We start from the raw sequence: 14,525 nt of genomic DNA on the forward strand, positions 1-14,525 counted from the left end.
TCGTGAGCGGAGCCACGGGCGCCGGATCGGCCGGTACCTCTACGGGTACGGACGCGGACGGCGGCGGCCGTGGCTCCGCCGCGTCCGGCGGGGCCGCCGAGGGTGGTGCGCAGCCGCCGATGGACACGCACACCACCCAGCTGAAGGCGGTCAAGGCGTCCGCGACGGACGCGCAGGGAACTCAGGGGGGCACCGTGAGCGACACCCGGAGCCAGACCGCCGCGGGCGCCCAGCCCGCGGCGGGGCAGCAGCCGAACACCTCCCCGCTGCCCGGGGAGCGGCGCGCGGAGCAGGCCGCCGGGCCCTATCACCCGCCGCAGGCCTACCCGGTGGCGCAGGCCGCCCAGGCGCCCTCGGGGGCGGTACGGCGGCCGCGCACCGGTGCCGGGGCGCGTACCGCCCCGCGCACCCGCAAGGCCCGGCTGCGGGTCGCCAAGGCCGATCCGTGGTCGGTGATGAAGGTCAGCTTCCTGCTCTCCATCGCGCTGGGCATCTGCTCGATCGTGGCGTCGGCGGTGCTGTGGATGGTCCTGGACGCGATGGGCGTGTTCTCGACGGTCGGCGGCACCATCTCGGAGGCGACCGGTTCGAACGAGTCGAACGGCTTCGACCTCCAGTCGTTCCTGTCCCTTCCGCACGTCCTGATGTTCGCGGCGATCATCGCGGTCATCGACGTCGTCCTCGCGACGGCGCTGGCGACCCTCGGCGCCTTCATCTACAACCTCTCCGCGGGCTTCGTCGGGGGCATCGAGCTGACCTTGGCCGAGGACGAGTAACCGGAGTTCAAACCTCTCCCGTCGGTCCCCCGACAACCGATTTTGGGACTGCCCCGGTCGTGCGCTAATCTTCAGGAGTCAGCGCGCGGGAGACACACCGCAGAGCGCGGCGGGGCTATAGCTCAGTTGGTTAGAGCGCATCCCTGATAAGGATGAGGCCACAGGTTCAAATCCTGTTAGCCCCACCAGCATGAAGGCCCCTAGCCGGTATCGGCTGGGGGCCTTTGACATCTACGGCTGACATCAGCCGATGAGTGGATCTTCCCGTAGCTCAGCGAGCATGCCGACTGCTTGCTGCTCACTGTCGTCGGCGATGTGCCTGTAGGCGTGCAGGGCCATGCTGCGCTGGAGAATCGTCTGGTTGCTCGGCGCGGCGCGGGCCCCGAGGTGCTTTGCTGCTCGTCCCCCGAGGCTCCTTCGGCGGCTCACTGTGAGGCTTGCTTGCCCGTTCAGGGCATGACAAGATCAGCGGCCAGTAACGATCTCTGAGGACGGATGTGCCCATGAGGAAACGTTCTTTACTGCTGGCCGGCGCGGCTCTGGTAGCAACCCTTCCCTTCGCTGCCGTGCAGCCCGCTTCCGCCGCGACCGTGTGCGCGACGGGCAAGCTGTGCACCTGGACCGGGGCTAACTTCTCCGGTACGCGCCATGATGAGACGACTTCGTTGGGACACGGTTGCTTTGCGCCGGGCGTGGGCACCAGCTTCCGCACGATCTCGAACCAGTCCGGCTGGACCGTCACCGTCTACAGCGACGCCGGTTGCAACGGAAGCACGGTGGTGATCAAAAACGGGAATTACTCCAGCTCTCTCCCGTTTGCGGCCAAGGCCTTCTCCTGGTAGGAGCCGCTGTTAGCCTCACCAGCGAGGAGACCCCCAGTCGATACCGGCTGGGGGTCGTTGACATCTACGGATGGCATCAGCCGATGAGTGGATCTTCCAGAAGCTCGGCGAGCATGCCCACCGCTTCGCGCTCACTGTCGCCGACGACGTGCGTGTAGATGTCCATGGTCATGCTGATCTGACTGTGCCGGAGGACCGCCTGGGCGATCTTGGGGTGGACCTTCAGGAAGGCGAGCAGGGTCCCACACGTGTGCCGAGCGAGGCGGACTGTGATCCGGCGGACACCGGCGCGCTTGACGAGCCGGTCGAAGGTACGGGAGAAGCCCACCGGGTCGATCATGCCGCCACGCTCGGAGGAGAAGATCAGATCGTGTCCGGGCTCCTGTGCCCAGCGCTCACCGGCGATCTTCCGTTCCAACTCCTGGAGCTCCCGACGCTCCTCCAGGACGCGAGCGCAGAACTCCGGGAGCGGGAGCACGGCCTGTGAGGACTCCGTCTTAAGGTCCTTGAGGACCAGGCCCATGCCCTTGACGCGCTGCACCTGCTTGACCGGGGTGAAGTGGCGAGCCTCGAAGTCGATGTCCTGCCAGCGCAGGCCCAGGACCTCACTGCGGCGGAGCCCCAGAACGAGGACCAGGACGCAGGCCGCGTAGAGGCGGTGGGCGCGGGACGTCCGCAGGAAGGCGACAGCCTCACGCGCGCTCCATGCCTTGCCCTTGTCCTTGCTCACCTTGGGCATGTCCACCAGGAGGGCGACGTTGCGCGACAGGATCTCCTCACGGATGGCCCGGTTGAGAGCGTTGCGCAGCACCCGCAGCACCTCGAAGCGGGTGGCGGTCCCGACCTCCTCACGTTTCAGCGTGGCCATGAACGTACGGACCTGCGCCGGCGTGAGCTTGGTCAACGGCTTCTTGGCCAGGTGCGGTAGCAGGTACAGTCTGATCTTGGACTCGTACTTGACGTAGGTGTTGTGCTCGCGCTCCGGCTTGACGATGTGCTCCAGCCAGTAGGCCAGCCACTCACCGACCGCCCAGGCCCGCGAGGGCACCGGGATGCCGTTCCGCTCCTGCTCCTGGAGCTTGCCTAGCTTCTCGTTGGCCTCGTCCCAGGTCGCGCCGTAGACGTACTTCCGGACGCGGTTGCCGTCGGTGTCGGTGACGTACGCGGCGCCCTGATAGCGCCCGTCCTTGCGTTTGGCGATGGTTCCCCCACCATTGGGGCGGCGCTTGGCCATCAGGCGGCCTCTCCGATCTGACCGGTGATGAAGTCGCGCACCGCGCCCGTCGGGATACGACGGCAGCCGTCGACCTTGATGGACACCAGCCGGTGAGTGCGGATCAGGTCGTAGACCTTGGTACGACCGACGTTGAGCCGTTCCATGACCTCAGGAACGGTCAGCAGCTCAGGCGTGGTGGTGGTCATGCGGCGGCTCCGAGCAGGGCGGGTAGTTCCTCGCGGGCCATCTGGCGGTTGTGCTGGATGTCGCGGCGGATGTTGGCGGCGAGCCAGGATTCGCCGGGGGTGTGGCCGTGGCCGGCGTAGGTCCAATGGGCGAGCGTGAGCGTGGTTGCCTCCGTGTCGTCGGGGTCCGGCAGGCCGAGGGCTTTGCGTTGCTGGGCTGCGCGGTAGTCAGCGCGGTTCTGGCGGAGGACGCCGAGGGTGGTGGAGTAGCGGCGGGACTTGGTGGAGAAGTGGCCGCGGAAGCCGAGCATGTGGGCCCAGTCACGAAGCTTCCGGTCTGGGTAGAGGACGTGCAGGTCGAGGCATGCGGCGATGAGCCGGGCGGGGTGGTCCGGTACGTCGAGCAGGACCAGGGCCTCTTTGTTGCCGATGCGGCGGTCGACCGTGCCGGTCGTCTCAGCGGCTTTGGTGGCGTACTTGGCGACGTAGGAGGCGACGGCCAGTTCGGTGATTTCCTCGCCGTGGCCGAAGGCGCCGATCGGCTGGACGTCGAGCTGTGTGCCCCAGCGCAGTGTCCGGGCGGGCTGGTCTCCCGCGGGCGGTACGTCGACAGCGACGCGGGCGGCGGCGGCACGGATGGCGTCGGTGAGGACGTCGAGGGTGGCCCAGGCCGGCGGCGGGCTGTCGGGTCCCTCGGGTCCGTCGAAGCGGATCACGGCGTGGAAGTGGACGGCTCCGCGCTTTTGGTACTCGGCGACCTTGCCGAAGGACACCCGGGACTGTTCGTGCGCGGCTTTCTGGGTGAGGCCGGCGCGGCGGGCGATCTCGCGGCGCAGGTAGATCGTGAAGTACCGCCACAGCTCCGAGGCGTGGTTGTTCCACAGGACGGCGCCCGCGTAGTCGTACGTCTCGGCATCGAGCGGGGTGCCGAGTTCGGGCGCGTCCTCGCTGTGCCGTTGGCCGCAGCGGCAGGGCCGGTCGCCGGGCCGGTTGTGGACGGGGCCGAACGAGGGCGCGGTGAGGGTGGCGAAGACGCGGGGGTGGTCACGGATGGTCTCGGGGGTGCCTTTGGCGGGGTCGCCGACGAGGCCGGCGCGGATGAGGTGGTAGGTGTCTCCGGCGTAGGTCCAGGCGCAGGCGGGGCAGCGGGAGGCGCGACGGTTGCCGCACGCGATCCGCAGCCGTCCGCCGGGCTCGTTGTCGGTGTCGTACCGATGCAAGATCCGGCCCGTGGACCGGTCGCGGGTGACGGTGGACCCTTGCAGGTGGATCGGGTCGGAGCAGCCGCCCGTACGCCGGATCTGATCCTGGATGCGGTCGAAGCCGGGGGACCCGGCCAGCCTCAGCACATCGGCGAGGGTGGCCGGGTCCTCCAGGCCCGCCAGGGTGGCGGTGTCGGTCACGCAGCCGCCTCCGGCATGTCGGCGGTCATGGCGTCCAGGGCGCCGGCGGCTTCGAGCGCGGCGGCGGCGAGGCTGCGCAGGGCCTCGGAGGTGCCGGGGGCGGCGAGAAGTGCGATCTCGATGCAGGCGCCGCCGATGCGGAGGCTGACGAAGGGGTGAGCGCGGTCCGCGAACGGCGTGACGCGGAAACGGGTGTCCGGCTCGATGTGGGCCGAGGCAGTGAGGTGTTCCATGGCCGTCACCTCCCGATCCGGGCAAGCGCCGGGGCGGGGACGGCCGTGCCGGTGCCGTGGCAGGCCGGGCAGTCGACGCGGAGGGTGGCGCGGGTGCCGTCCGGGTTGCGGGTGCCGGTGGCGATGGCGACGCGGGCGAAGCCGTCGCAGTCGCGGCAGGGGCGCGGGGCCGGGGTGTTCCGGGGCATGATGGGGCTTCCCTTTCGGGTCCGTTGGATCAGGAATGGGTGCAGGCGCCCGGAGCGGCGGAAGTTTGGCGACCGAGGCCGCTCCGGGGGCCGTTCAGCGCTGGTTGTTGAGGTCCTTCAGCAGCGACTTGAGGACGACCATGACCAGCGCGACGGACACGGCGGTGATGGCGACGGCCAGGAGCATGGAGACCAGGACCGTGCCGACGACCAGGACCACGGCACCGCCGCCGGCCGCGAGGGCGAGCGTGGAGCCGGGGGTGAGCTGGATGGTCGGCTTGACCGGCACTGAGGCCGGGGCCACCTGGGCAACCGGGGCCGGGGCGGGAGCGGCCGGGACGACGGGCGCCGGGGTCGTGGTCTGAGACACCGTGGGGGACGGAGACGGGGACGGGGCTGGAGCGGTGTCCGGGGTCGGGTACTTCGGGGTGAACATCAGCGGATCTCCCTTCGGGGTCAGGTGCACTTGTGGGTGCGGGCGGTGAGTTCGGCGGCGGACCGGTCGAAGTGCTCAGTCGAGAAGCCGCAGTTGGGGGCGGTGCAGGCGGCGATGTGCTTGGTCTGGCCACGGCCGTTGTTGAAGGTGGCGACCTTGACCGGCCCGATGCGGATCACGTCGTAGAAGCGGTTCGGGCGCACGATGGAACCTCCCTTTCTGTCAGGCGAGTTTGGCGACGATGGCGCTGGCGAGGTCTTCCGGGACGCCGAGGCGGGCGCGCAGAGTGGCCGCGTCGATTTCGGCTCCGGTGCGCGTACGGTGCTCGGTCGCGACCTTCCGGGCGTGGTCGATCAGGGCCGGAGGCACAGCGGGGGCGACCAGCGGCAGCGCCGGGGCAGGTTCCGGCTCGGAGATCTCGGGCGCGGCCTCGGGTGTTTCGGGTCGGTCGACTTCGACCACGTCACACGATTCCGTCGCCGGAGCGGGTTCCGGGTTCGGCGTGTGGGCGGTGTGCTGGTGAGCGAGGAGGGTGCCGCCGAGGAAGGCCAGGGCGGGCCACCCGGCGATGCCCAGGCGCAGCAGGGCGGGCGGGTGCTCCATGTCGAGGAAGCCGGCCGTGGCGATGTTGGCGCCGAGCGAGGCGACCAGGGAGACCAGGAACCAGCACCAGGCCAGCCGGGACCGCTGAGCCCGCAGCCGACGCCACGCGGCGACCAGCAGCAGGTCAACACTGATCGGGTAGGCCCATGCCTTCCAGCCGGTCTGACCGGCGGCTTGGGCAAGGTCGTGCAGGTGGGCGAAGGACAACGCCCCTGCGATGACAGCCTGCACCAGCACCGCGTCCGGACGGATGGAGCGCTTCATGTCTTCACCTCCTTCAGGGACTAGTCGGTGACCGGCTCCGGGATCACCAGCGCGGGAGCCTTGACCGGCTCGCTGCGGACGGCGGGCCGGAACGGGGCGAGGAACGGCAGGTCCGGGGTCAGATCGGCGAATTCGCGGCAGACGGCCGCCGCCTCGTCGGGGGTGATCTCGGGGGTGCGGATGCGGGACCAGCCGCCGGAGGTGTCACCGGCCACCGCGACGCCGGGCCGGTCCGCACGGATCCCGGTCACTGCCGTCACCGCGTCCGGGGCGATGTCCCCCAAGCCCATCTCAGCGGTCTGCTTGTCGTTGACCCGGTGGACGACACGGCCGGTGAGCTGGGCGCGCAGGGCGGTTGCGCCCCTGCCGAGGTCGGATCCGAAGCGCTGCCCGCAGACCTCCAGGAAGATGCCGACCGCGCGGGCCATCTGGCCCAGCCGCACCAGTTGCATGACGGTGTGGTCGCGGGCTGCCTCGTCTTTCTTCGAGGTCACCAGGAACAGCTCTGCGATCTCGTCTATGAGGACGACCAGTGGCACCGGGCGGATTTTCTCCGGGAGCTTCCACAGCTCCGAGGCCCCGTGGAGGGCAAGCAGGTCGAAGCGCTCTTCCATCTCATGCACGAGTGCATCGATCAGGAGGCCGGCGGACTGCGGATCCGTCGCCAGCGCCGACAGCCGCGGGGCGAAGTGGGACTGTTCCACACCGCGCTTGCAGTCGATCCCGACCAGGCCGACCGGCAGTTGAGCCAGCCCCGTGACCAGGTTGCGCTGATACATGGATTTGCCCGACAGGGTGGCGCCCAGGGTCAGCGCCATGGGGACCTTGCGGTAGTCCCGCGCGTACACCGAGCCGTCCTCGCGCAGCGCGACCGGGACGACCAGGTCACGGGGCTTGGCGGTACGGGGCATGCGGACCCTGTTGAGGACGTCGTAGCCGGTCATCCGCAGTTCGACATAGCCGGGCTTGGTCTCGGACACGGTCACCGACCGCACCCCGAAGGCGTGCCGGAGCCGCTCCGAAGACGCGGCGATGTCCGCCGGTTCCAGACCGGCCGGGAGCCGCAGGGTCACCCGCAGCCCGGTCGAGGTACCCCGCACCCGGCGGACCTTCGGCGGGACCGGCCGCACCTCGGAGTGGGCGATGTTGCGGGTCATGAAGGCCCGCAGGCGGGACGGCTGTACCGTCAGCCCGCAGACTTCCATGGTCGAGTGATACGTCCAGGTGAAGCGGCCCCAGGTGACCGGTAGGCCGACCAGCGACCAGTACACGCGCGGGGCGCGGACCTTCACGTAGCCGAGCCCGCCGGCACCGGCAGCGACGGTGCCCAGCTCCAGCCAGGGCGTGACGTCGGTCATGGTCAGGCCCCCAGCGGGGTGACCGCGACCGCGCGGAACGAGATCCCGTGGCGCTTCTCGCCGTTGAACGTGTTCTCCCAGTCGCGAGCCTTGAGGCCGGTCACGGCGACCGGGGTGCCCGGCACGAGGTTCGCGGGGAGTCCGGTCTCCGGGACGGTGACCTGGTAGAGGTTGCCCTCCCCCTCGTCGGAGACGAGCAGGCCCACGGTGGACATGGCCACGTTGGGGTTGTCCCGGTCCACGGCCCGCTCACCGGTCCGCTTGTTGACCATCTTCGGTTCCGGCGCGGTCGCCACGAACACCACAGCGGTCGAAAGGTCGACCTTGAAAGACGGCATGAGCACATCCCTCGTTCTTGGAGGCCGCCTTACGCAACCTCTCTAGACATCTCGAGGTAAGCACGTCTCTAGAGACGTCGTCAAGGGAGATGTATAGAGAGGTTGAGGGCGAAGGATTGCGGTTACACGCACTGAGCGGGTGACCTGCCCATGCCCTAGGCTGTCTAGAGAAGAGAGGAGGGCTTCCGAATGGCCACCACCGACGACGACCGTCGGCCGAAGTACCAGCGGATCGCAGACTCCCTGCGCGAGGCGATCCAGTCGGGCGAATACGGTCCCGGTGATCGGCTTCCGGGAGAGAACGAGCTGATGGCCGCGCATGGCGTGGCCCGCATGACTGCCCGTCAGGCGTTGGGCGTGCTCAAGGACGAAGGCGTTGCCGAGGCCCGCAAGGGCGCCGGCGTTTTCGTCCGGTCCTTCCGACCGCTCCGGCGCCGAGGTATCCAGCGGCTTTCCGAGGAGCAGTGGGGTAGCGGTCGATCCATCTGGGCGGCCGACACCGAGAACCGCACGCTGGAAGTGGACCAGGTGGCAGTGTCGGAGGAAGCCGCCCCGGAGAACATCGGGCGCGTGCTTGACCTTGCCGATGAGGAGACGGTGTGCGTCCGCCGACGGCGGTACGTCCTGGACGGGAAGCCCGTACTGCTGGCGACCAGCTACCTCCCCACGTCAGTGGTGGGAGGCTCCGCCATCACGCACGCGGATCCCGGGGCAGGTGGGATCTATGGCCGCCTTGCCGAACTCGGCTACAAGCCGGTGCACTTCCGCGAAGAGATCCGCTCGCGCATGCCCTCGAAGGACGAGGCATCGCAGCTGGGCATCTCCTCCGGCACACCCGTCATCCTGATCTGCCGGACCGCATTCGCGGACGAAGGGCGCCCCGTCGAGATCAACGAGATGACCTTGGACGCGGCCTCTTACATCCTGGAGTACGACTTCGACGCGTAGGCCGACGCGGATCTTGTTACAGGTTTCTCTACCTCATCAAGCCGGCTGCGCTCCGCTCCGCCGGGCGCGCTCCCGGCTCCGCGCCGGGCGCCGCTCCTGCCTTCGGCCCGCTCCGCCCGCGCTGCGCCGACGCGCGCCCACGTGCACGCGGCCGGGTCATGAGTCGATCACCGTAGAGAGGCAGCCACGGTCAGAACAGCCTCCGGCGGGGGCGCTCAGGCTCCGAGATGGCGGGGGCGCCGTTCGCGAGTGCCGGCGAGTAGTGGCGTGCGCGGGGTGCTCCCATCCCGCCTGCCGTCGACCCAGGCAGAGCCGAGCAGACGCGGCCCATGGCGTCCAGGTCGTTCGTACAGTGGCGCGCTCCACCTGGACGCCATGAACCACGCCCGCTCCACGGCGTGTGGGCCGACGGCAGACGGGATGGGAGCTGGGGTAGTTGGTGGCTTAGGTGAAGCGGGTCAAGAGGATCACGACCCGGGTGAGCCGAAGTTCGACTACACGGAGAACGACGTACATCGGTGGCATGAGCAGGCCGGCACGTCAAAGCACTGGCAGGCGACCTGAATGTTCCACATGCGACGTTATAAGGCTGGCGTAAGCGAATTCGCCATTGGTTAACTCGCGCCGAATCTGTCAGTGCCGTGCAGTAGAAACGAGGGGTTCAGACAAGACACAGGGCGCACCCAGACACTTTGGCGAGAGACGGGTGCGCCCCTGGGAGAATCAGGAGACACAAGCGTGTCTGTCCCGACCCTCACGGCGTTGCTGCCGAACGGTGGCAACGCCTCTGTAGGCACTGTTCCACGGACCACTGACATTGCCCAGTGGATCATGGGCCCGGCTCTTGTGGGCTGCATCATCAACCCCGAGGCCTTCACCGCAGCACTCGACTCGGCCTCCCAGCTGGTCACCGTGATCATCGTGCTGCTTCTCGTACGCTCAGGTAGCCGTTACGCCCCGACTCGAGAAGCGTCAAGCGGGTCACTGGTGTCTGACACCAACGTCTGACACCAACAGCCGCGTACGGGAGCGGATCAGGGCGGACTTCAGCGGCAAGCGTCAAGCCGTTAACGCGCCGAGCGCCAGGTTCGTTGGGCTGCCCTGATCGACCTGATAAGGATGAGGCCACAGGTTCAAATCCTGTTAGCCCCACCAGCATGAAGGCCCCCGATCCGGATGGATCGGGGGCCTTCGGCGTATCCGGACGGTCCAGACCGATGGCCGCGCGGCCGGGCCTTCCCGGGTCTGCCGTCGGGCACGCAAAAGCCCGGTCGCTGGCGACGGGGGATGCACCAGCGACCGGGTTGTGGCCAGCCTAACAAGGCGGCCTGTGCGACGGGAGTCAACTTCTCAGCCGTCATGAGCAGTTGTGATCGGGATCACTCAAAGGCCGTCATGCGGCGGACCGGTTCAGTCGCAGGGCGGGTCGTAGGCGAGGCGGGGGAGGTACTCCCGCCATTTCGCCTCGGTCAGTACGTTGCGGGTGGCGGCGCAGATCCGGCTCACCGCCCGGTCGACGTCCAGACTCCACAGCCGGACCGTGTCGGCGCCGCTGGAGACGCCCAGCATGTTGCTCTTCGGGCTGAAGGAGAGGAAATTGCCCGTCTTGGCGTTCGGGCTCATGGACTGGCCGATGGGGTGGGCGGAGGACGCGGACGACACGTTCCAGAGGCGGACCGTGTTGTCGTTGCCGCCGCTGGCAAGGGTCCTGCCGTTCCGGCTGAACGTCAGGGAGACCACCGCCTCGGTGTGACCCGTGAGGGCCGCGCCCAGCCGGGCCGCGCGGGCCGGGTCGGAGACGTTCCACAGGCGGACCGTGTCGTCGTCGCTGCCACTGGCCAGGGTCGACCCGTCGGGGCTGTAGGCGAGGGTGTTGACGGGGCCCAGATGGCCGGTGAGGGGGCCGCCCAGGGCCTTGGTGCGGGTCCGGTCGGAGACGTCCCAGAGACGGACCGTGCCGTCCGCGCTGCCGCTGGCCAGGGTGTGGCCGTCCGGGCTGAAGACCAGCGCGTTGACATAGCCGGTGTGGCCCTTGAGGGGTTCACCGAGCCGCCTGGGGTGCGCCGGGTCCGTGATGTCCAGGAGCTGGACCGTGCGGTCGTCGTAGTCGGCGGCCACGGTGCGCCCGTCCGGGCTCAGCGCCAGTGCCTCCGCGCCCGCGTACCGGGTGTCCAGCCGGACGGGCGCGCCGTACTGGCTGGGGTGGGCCGGGTCGGAGATTTTCCACAGCTGCACCCAGTTGGTGTTGTTCTCGCCGGTCATGATGACGAGGGTGCGGCCGTCGCGGGTGAACACCATCGAGCGCAGGTCCCGCCACCCGGTTCTGAACGGCTCGCCGAGCGCCCTGGGCCGGCCCGGATCCGTGATGTTCCACAGCCGCATCCGGCTGTCGCCGCCGCCGGTGGCCAGGACGCGCCCGTCCGGGCTGAACGCGCCCGCCTCGCCGATCATGTCCGATCCGGGGACCGACCACAGCCGTACCTTGCCGTCGCCGCTGCCGGTGGCAAGGGTGTGCCCGTCGGGGCTCCAGCCGACCGCGTACATCTCCCCGCTGCTGCCCGCGAGCGGCTCGCCCACCTGGGAGGGGAAGGCCGGGTTGCCGACGTTCCACACGCTGGCCGTGGAGTCCGCGCTGCCCGCGGCGAGCATCGAGCCGTCGGGGCTGAAGGCCACCGACCAGACCGGCCCGGTGTGCCCGGTGAGCGGTGCGCCGAGGCCCCTGGCGCGGGTCCGGTCGGTGACGTCCCACAGTCGTACAGTGTCGTCCTTGCTGCCACTGGCCAGGGTGTGGCCGTCCGGGCTGAAGGCCACGGAGTGCACGGTCCCGGTGTGCCCGGTCAGCGGTGATCCGACGCGCTCGGGACGCCGGGGGTCCGAGACGTCGTACAGGAGGATCGAGTTGTCGTCGCTGCCGGCCGCGAGCGTGTGGCCGTCGGGGCTGAACGCGAGGGAGCGCACGGCTTCGGTGTGGCCGGTCAGGCTCCCGGCCGGCGAGGGGTGGCGAGGGTCGCGCACGTTCCACAGACGGACGGTGTGGTCCTCGTCGGCGCTGGCCAGGGTATGGCCGTCGGGACTGAAGGCCACCAGGTAGATCGTGCCGTCGTGGCGGCTCAACGGGGCGCCCAGCGAGGCCGGGTGGCGCGGGTCGGTGACGTCCCACAGACGTACGGTGCCGTCGTCGCCGGCGCTGGCCAGGGTGTGGCCGTCCGGGCTGAAGACCGCGCTGGACACCCAGCTCGTGTGGCCGGACAGCGGCTTGCCCAGTGGCTCGGGACGGGTCGGGTCGCTCACGTCCCACAGGCGGACCGTGCGGTCATAGGCGGCAGTGGCCAGCGTCTTGCCGTCGGGGCTGAAGGTGGTGAGGTAGACGGCTCCGGTGTGGCCGAGCAGCGGGGTGGCCAGCGGTGCGTTGACGATCGACACGAGACGGTTGTTGGCGTCCTCGTCGTCCGGGCGCAGATGGTGTGCGACCAGGTCCAGCTGGGCGGAGAGCGCCGGGTCCGAGTACTGGAACCGGTCGGCCTCCGCGACCACCTGCTCGAACATCGCGTCGTCCCGCTGCTGCCGGGCGACCACCGCGGCGCCCGCGGCCAGCACCGCCAGTACGACCAGCGCCGACACGGCGGCCCTGCTGATCCACACCGTGCGCCGCCGGAGTCGTACCGAGGCCGCCAGGAACCGCACCGCGCTGCGGGTCAGGGAGGTGTCGTCGGCCGACTTCGCCCAGGTGTGGGCCTGCTCCAGCCGCGAGCCCCGGTACAGCAGCGCGGAGTCGTGGCCGGACTCGTCCCAGGACCGGCCGTCCTCCTCCAGTCGCTGGCGCAGCAGGTTGCCGTTGCGGTCCTCGTCGAGCCACTCGCGCAGCCGGGGCCAGGCGTGCAGCAGCGCCTCGTGGGTGATCTCCACGGTGTCCGCGTCCAGCGTCACCAGACGGGCCCGCACCAGCGCTTCGAGCGACTCCTCCGTCTTGTTCGGGTCGGTGGACTCGGCGGCCAGCTGGCGTCGGGTGCCACGCCTGCGGGTCGCCTGGGTGTCCTCGCCGAGTCGGACCAGCCGCAGCAGGAGCAGCCGGGCGGCGGTGCGGGCGGCCGGGTCCAGGCCGGTCCAGGCGCGCTCGGCGGTCGCGGCGACGGCACCCTGGATGCCGCCGGCGGCCCGGTAGCCGGCCAGCGTCAGGCGTCCTCCCTTGCGGCGCTGCCAGGTGGCGAGCAGGGCGTGCGAGAGCAGCGGGAGGACACCGGCGTCATGGGCGCCGCGCGGGCCGTCGGCGCTCACCTCGCGGACGATCAACTCGGCCAGCCCGGGCTCCAGTTCCAGACCCACCGCCTTGGCGGGGGCGGTCACCGCTTCGCGCAGCTCGGCTGTGGTCAGCGGACCGAGCACCATGTGCCGGTGCTGGAGCGCGTCGGCCAGCTCGGGGTAGCCCAGGCACTGCTCGTAGAAGTCGGCGCGGATACCGAGGACGACCAGGGCGGGGGCGGGTTCGCCGGGGCGGGCGGAGGTACTGGCCGTGTGCAGGAGCTGGACGAAGGCGCGCCGCTCCGCCTCGTCGGCGCAGAGAGTGAAGGTCTCCTCGAACTGGTCCACGATCACGACCGGACGGGACGCCTCGGGTCCCGAGGGCCGTGTTTCACGTGAAACATCCTCGGTCTCCCGTCGCGCCCAGGACGTGACCGCCTCCCGTACGGCCTCCGGATCGTCCGGGTCCGTCCGATCGGCCAGCTCGGGTATGCGGCGGGACAGTTCCTTGACGGGGTCCGTTCCCGGGACGAGTTGCAGGACCTCGGGCGGGCGGCCCTCGTCCGCCGCCAGGACACCGTTCTGCAGGGCGGTGACCACGCCGGCGTTCAGCAGCGAGGATTTCCCCGCGCCCGAGGCGCCGACCAGCATGACCAGACCGCCGGCTTCCCTCGCCGACCGGAGTTGGGCGACCAGGGCGTCGGTGCTGCGCTCGCGGCCGAAGAACCAGCGGGCGTCCTCATGGCGGTAGGAGGCCAGACCTCGGTACGGGCAGACGCCGTCGGCCGGCGCGGGTGCCTCCGTCTCTTCCGCGGCCTGCGGCACCGGCAGCTCGCCGACCGGGTCGGCCACGGCCCGCTCCCACAGCTTCTGCCACTGGGGCAGGTCGTACAGCCCGGAGGAGACCGGCGTCGGCTGGGAGCGCCGGGCCTGGGGGATGAGGACCTGGAGTACGGCGGAGAGCGCGACGAACTGCGCGGGGACGTTCTTCGCCCGTCGCCAGTCACTGATCCGCTGGGCGGAGACCCGTACGGGCCGGCCCCGCTCGTCCACCCTGTGCAGCCGGTCGACCGCTTCGGCGACGCGTTTGAGCGGAGGGTTGCCGGCCTCCTTGTACAGCAGCGCGAGACGTTCCGCGAAGGCTGTGCGTGCCCCTGCGTCGGGACTCAAGGCTCTCCACCCCTTACTTCCGCCGCTGCTGGCCATCCGGACCGGAAAACTCACTTTATATGGCTGACCTGCGGCGACGCCCTGGACCGGACGCCCTGGCCTCCTCAGATGGGGGCCTCGACTGGCAGGATTTCGCTCCAGCAAGGCGGTGGTCGGGCGGCGCCCGGCGGGCCGACCAGCTCAGCGTCCGCGGAGACAGTGCACGACACCGCATGTTCTCGGTCAGGTTCCACCGGCGATTACCCGCCGGAGTGGCGCGACGACGGCAGCTGCTCTCTCCGACTGAGCGGGCCCTGCGGGGCCTGAGGCCACCCGCGCCGTTCGGC

15 protein-coding genes and 1 tRNA gene are annotated in these 14,525 nt (G+C 69.9%); 5 read left to right on the plus strand and 11 right to left on the minus strand.

What is annotated here, in order from left to right; translation table 11 throughout:
- Positions 1–2: 2 nt before the first annotated feature.
- From ACZ4O3_RS18850 to ACZ4O3_RS18860, 3 genes are all read left to right on the plus strand, one after another.
- The gene (locus ACZ4O3_RS18850; RefSeq protein WP_385002806.1) at positions 3–776 is read left to right on the plus strand and encodes a DUF3566 domain-containing protein; all 774 of its coding nucleotides are present in this window, start codon (positions 3–5) and stop codon (positions 774–776) included.
- A 111-nt stretch (positions 777–887) separates the two neighbouring features.
- Positions 888–964: transfer RNA gene (locus tag ACZ4O3_RS18855), tRNA-Ile, on the plus strand.
- Positions 965–1,279: 315 nt separating this feature from the next.
- Positions 1,280–1,618 (plus strand): peptidase inhibitor family I36 protein, encoded by a 339-nt coding sequence (locus ACZ4O3_RS18860; RefSeq protein ID WP_467723056.1) that lies wholly within the window; start codon positions 1,280–1,282, stop codon positions 1,616–1,618.
- A gap of 76 nt (positions 1,619–1,694) precedes the next feature.
- Here the strand turns inward: ACZ4O3_RS18860 and ACZ4O3_RS18865 are convergent, their stop codons facing one another.
- From ACZ4O3_RS18865 to ACZ4O3_RS18910, 10 genes are all read right to left on the minus strand, one after another.
- The gene (locus tag ACZ4O3_RS18865) at positions 1,695–2,852 is read right to left on the minus strand and encodes a tyrosine-type recombinase/integrase (RefSeq protein WP_467723058.1); all 1,158 of its coding nucleotides are present in this window, start codon (positions 2,850–2,852) and stop codon (positions 1,695–1,697) included.
- The gene (locus ACZ4O3_RS18870) at positions 2,852–3,040 is read right to left on the minus strand and encodes a helix-turn-helix domain-containing protein (protein WP_467723060.1); all 189 of its coding nucleotides are present in this window, start codon (positions 3,038–3,040) and stop codon (positions 2,852–2,854) included. The genes ACZ4O3_RS18865 and ACZ4O3_RS18870 overlap by 1 nt, the downstream gene beginning before the upstream one ends.
- On the minus strand, positions 3,037–4,422 hold the full coding sequence (repSA, locus tag ACZ4O3_RS18875; RefSeq protein ID WP_467723062.1) for a replication initiator protein RepSA: 1,386 nt from the start codon (positions 4,420–4,422) through the stop codon (positions 3,037–3,039). Before repSA ends, ACZ4O3_RS18870 begins: the two co-directional genes overlap by 4 nt.
- Positions 4,419–4,655, minus strand: coding sequence for a hypothetical protein (locus tag ACZ4O3_RS18880; protein WP_467723064.1), 237 nt, complete (start codon positions 4,653–4,655; stop codon positions 4,419–4,421). The genes repSA and ACZ4O3_RS18880 overlap by 4 nt, the downstream gene beginning before the upstream one ends.
- Before the next feature lie 5 nt (positions 4,656–4,660).
- The gene (locus tag ACZ4O3_RS18885) at positions 4,661–4,843 is read right to left on the minus strand and encodes a hypothetical protein (RefSeq protein WP_467723066.1); all 183 of its coding nucleotides are present in this window, start codon (positions 4,841–4,843) and stop codon (positions 4,661–4,663) included.
- 94 nt (positions 4,844–4,937) lie between these two features.
- The gene (locus ACZ4O3_RS18890; RefSeq protein ID WP_467723067.1) at positions 4,938–5,279 is read right to left on the minus strand and encodes a SpdD protein; all 342 of its coding nucleotides are present in this window, start codon (positions 5,277–5,279) and stop codon (positions 4,938–4,940) included.
- 20 nt (positions 5,280–5,299) lie between these two features.
- Positions 5,300–5,482, minus strand: a complete 183-nt coding sequence (locus ACZ4O3_RS18895) for a mobile element transfer protein (RefSeq protein ID WP_467723069.1) — start codon at positions 5,480–5,482, stop codon at positions 5,300–5,302.
- 19 nt (positions 5,483–5,501) lie between these two features.
- Complete coding sequence (locus tag ACZ4O3_RS18900) at positions 5,502–6,146, minus strand: DUF2637 domain-containing protein (protein ID WP_467723071.1); 645 nt, start codon at positions 6,144–6,146, stop codon at positions 5,502–5,504.
- Positions 6,147–6,166: 20 nt separating this feature from the next.
- Positions 6,167–7,504 carry an FtsK/SpoIIIE domain-containing protein gene (locus ACZ4O3_RS18905; protein WP_467723073.1) on the minus strand — a complete coding sequence of 446 codons (1,338 nt, stop codon included), beginning with the start codon at positions 7,502–7,504 and terminating at the stop codon, positions 6,167–6,169.
- 2 nt (positions 7,505–7,506) lie between these two features.
- On the minus strand, positions 7,507–7,842 hold the full coding sequence (locus tag ACZ4O3_RS18910) for an SCO3933 family regulatory protein (RefSeq protein ID WP_467723075.1): 336 nt from the start codon (positions 7,840–7,842) through the stop codon (positions 7,507–7,509).
- 189 nt (positions 7,843–8,031) lie between these two features.
- On the opposite strand from ACZ4O3_RS18910, the gene ACZ4O3_RS18915 reads away from it, so the two are divergent.
- Both ACZ4O3_RS18915 and ACZ4O3_RS18920 read left to right on the plus strand, forming a co-directional pair.
- Positions 8,032–8,790: a GntR family transcriptional regulator gene (locus ACZ4O3_RS18915; protein WP_467723076.1), complete on the plus strand. Its 759-nt coding sequence runs from the start codon at positions 8,032–8,034 to the stop codon at positions 8,788–8,790.
- A gap of 738 nt (positions 8,791–9,528) precedes the next feature.
- Positions 9,529–9,798: a hypothetical protein gene (locus ACZ4O3_RS18920; protein WP_467723078.1), complete on the plus strand. Its 270-nt coding sequence runs from the start codon at positions 9,529–9,531 to the stop codon at positions 9,796–9,798.
- A gap of 402 nt (positions 9,799–10,200) precedes the next feature.
- Here the strand turns inward: ACZ4O3_RS18920 and ACZ4O3_RS18925 are convergent, their stop codons facing one another.
- Entirely contained in the window at positions 10,201–14,235 is a 4,035-nt protein-coding gene (locus ACZ4O3_RS18925; protein WP_467723260.1) for an nSTAND1 domain-containing NTPase, read from the minus strand.
- Positions 14,236–14,525 lie beyond the last annotated feature (290 nt).

The organism is Streptomyces sp. NPDC026515 (assembly GCF_055567595.1).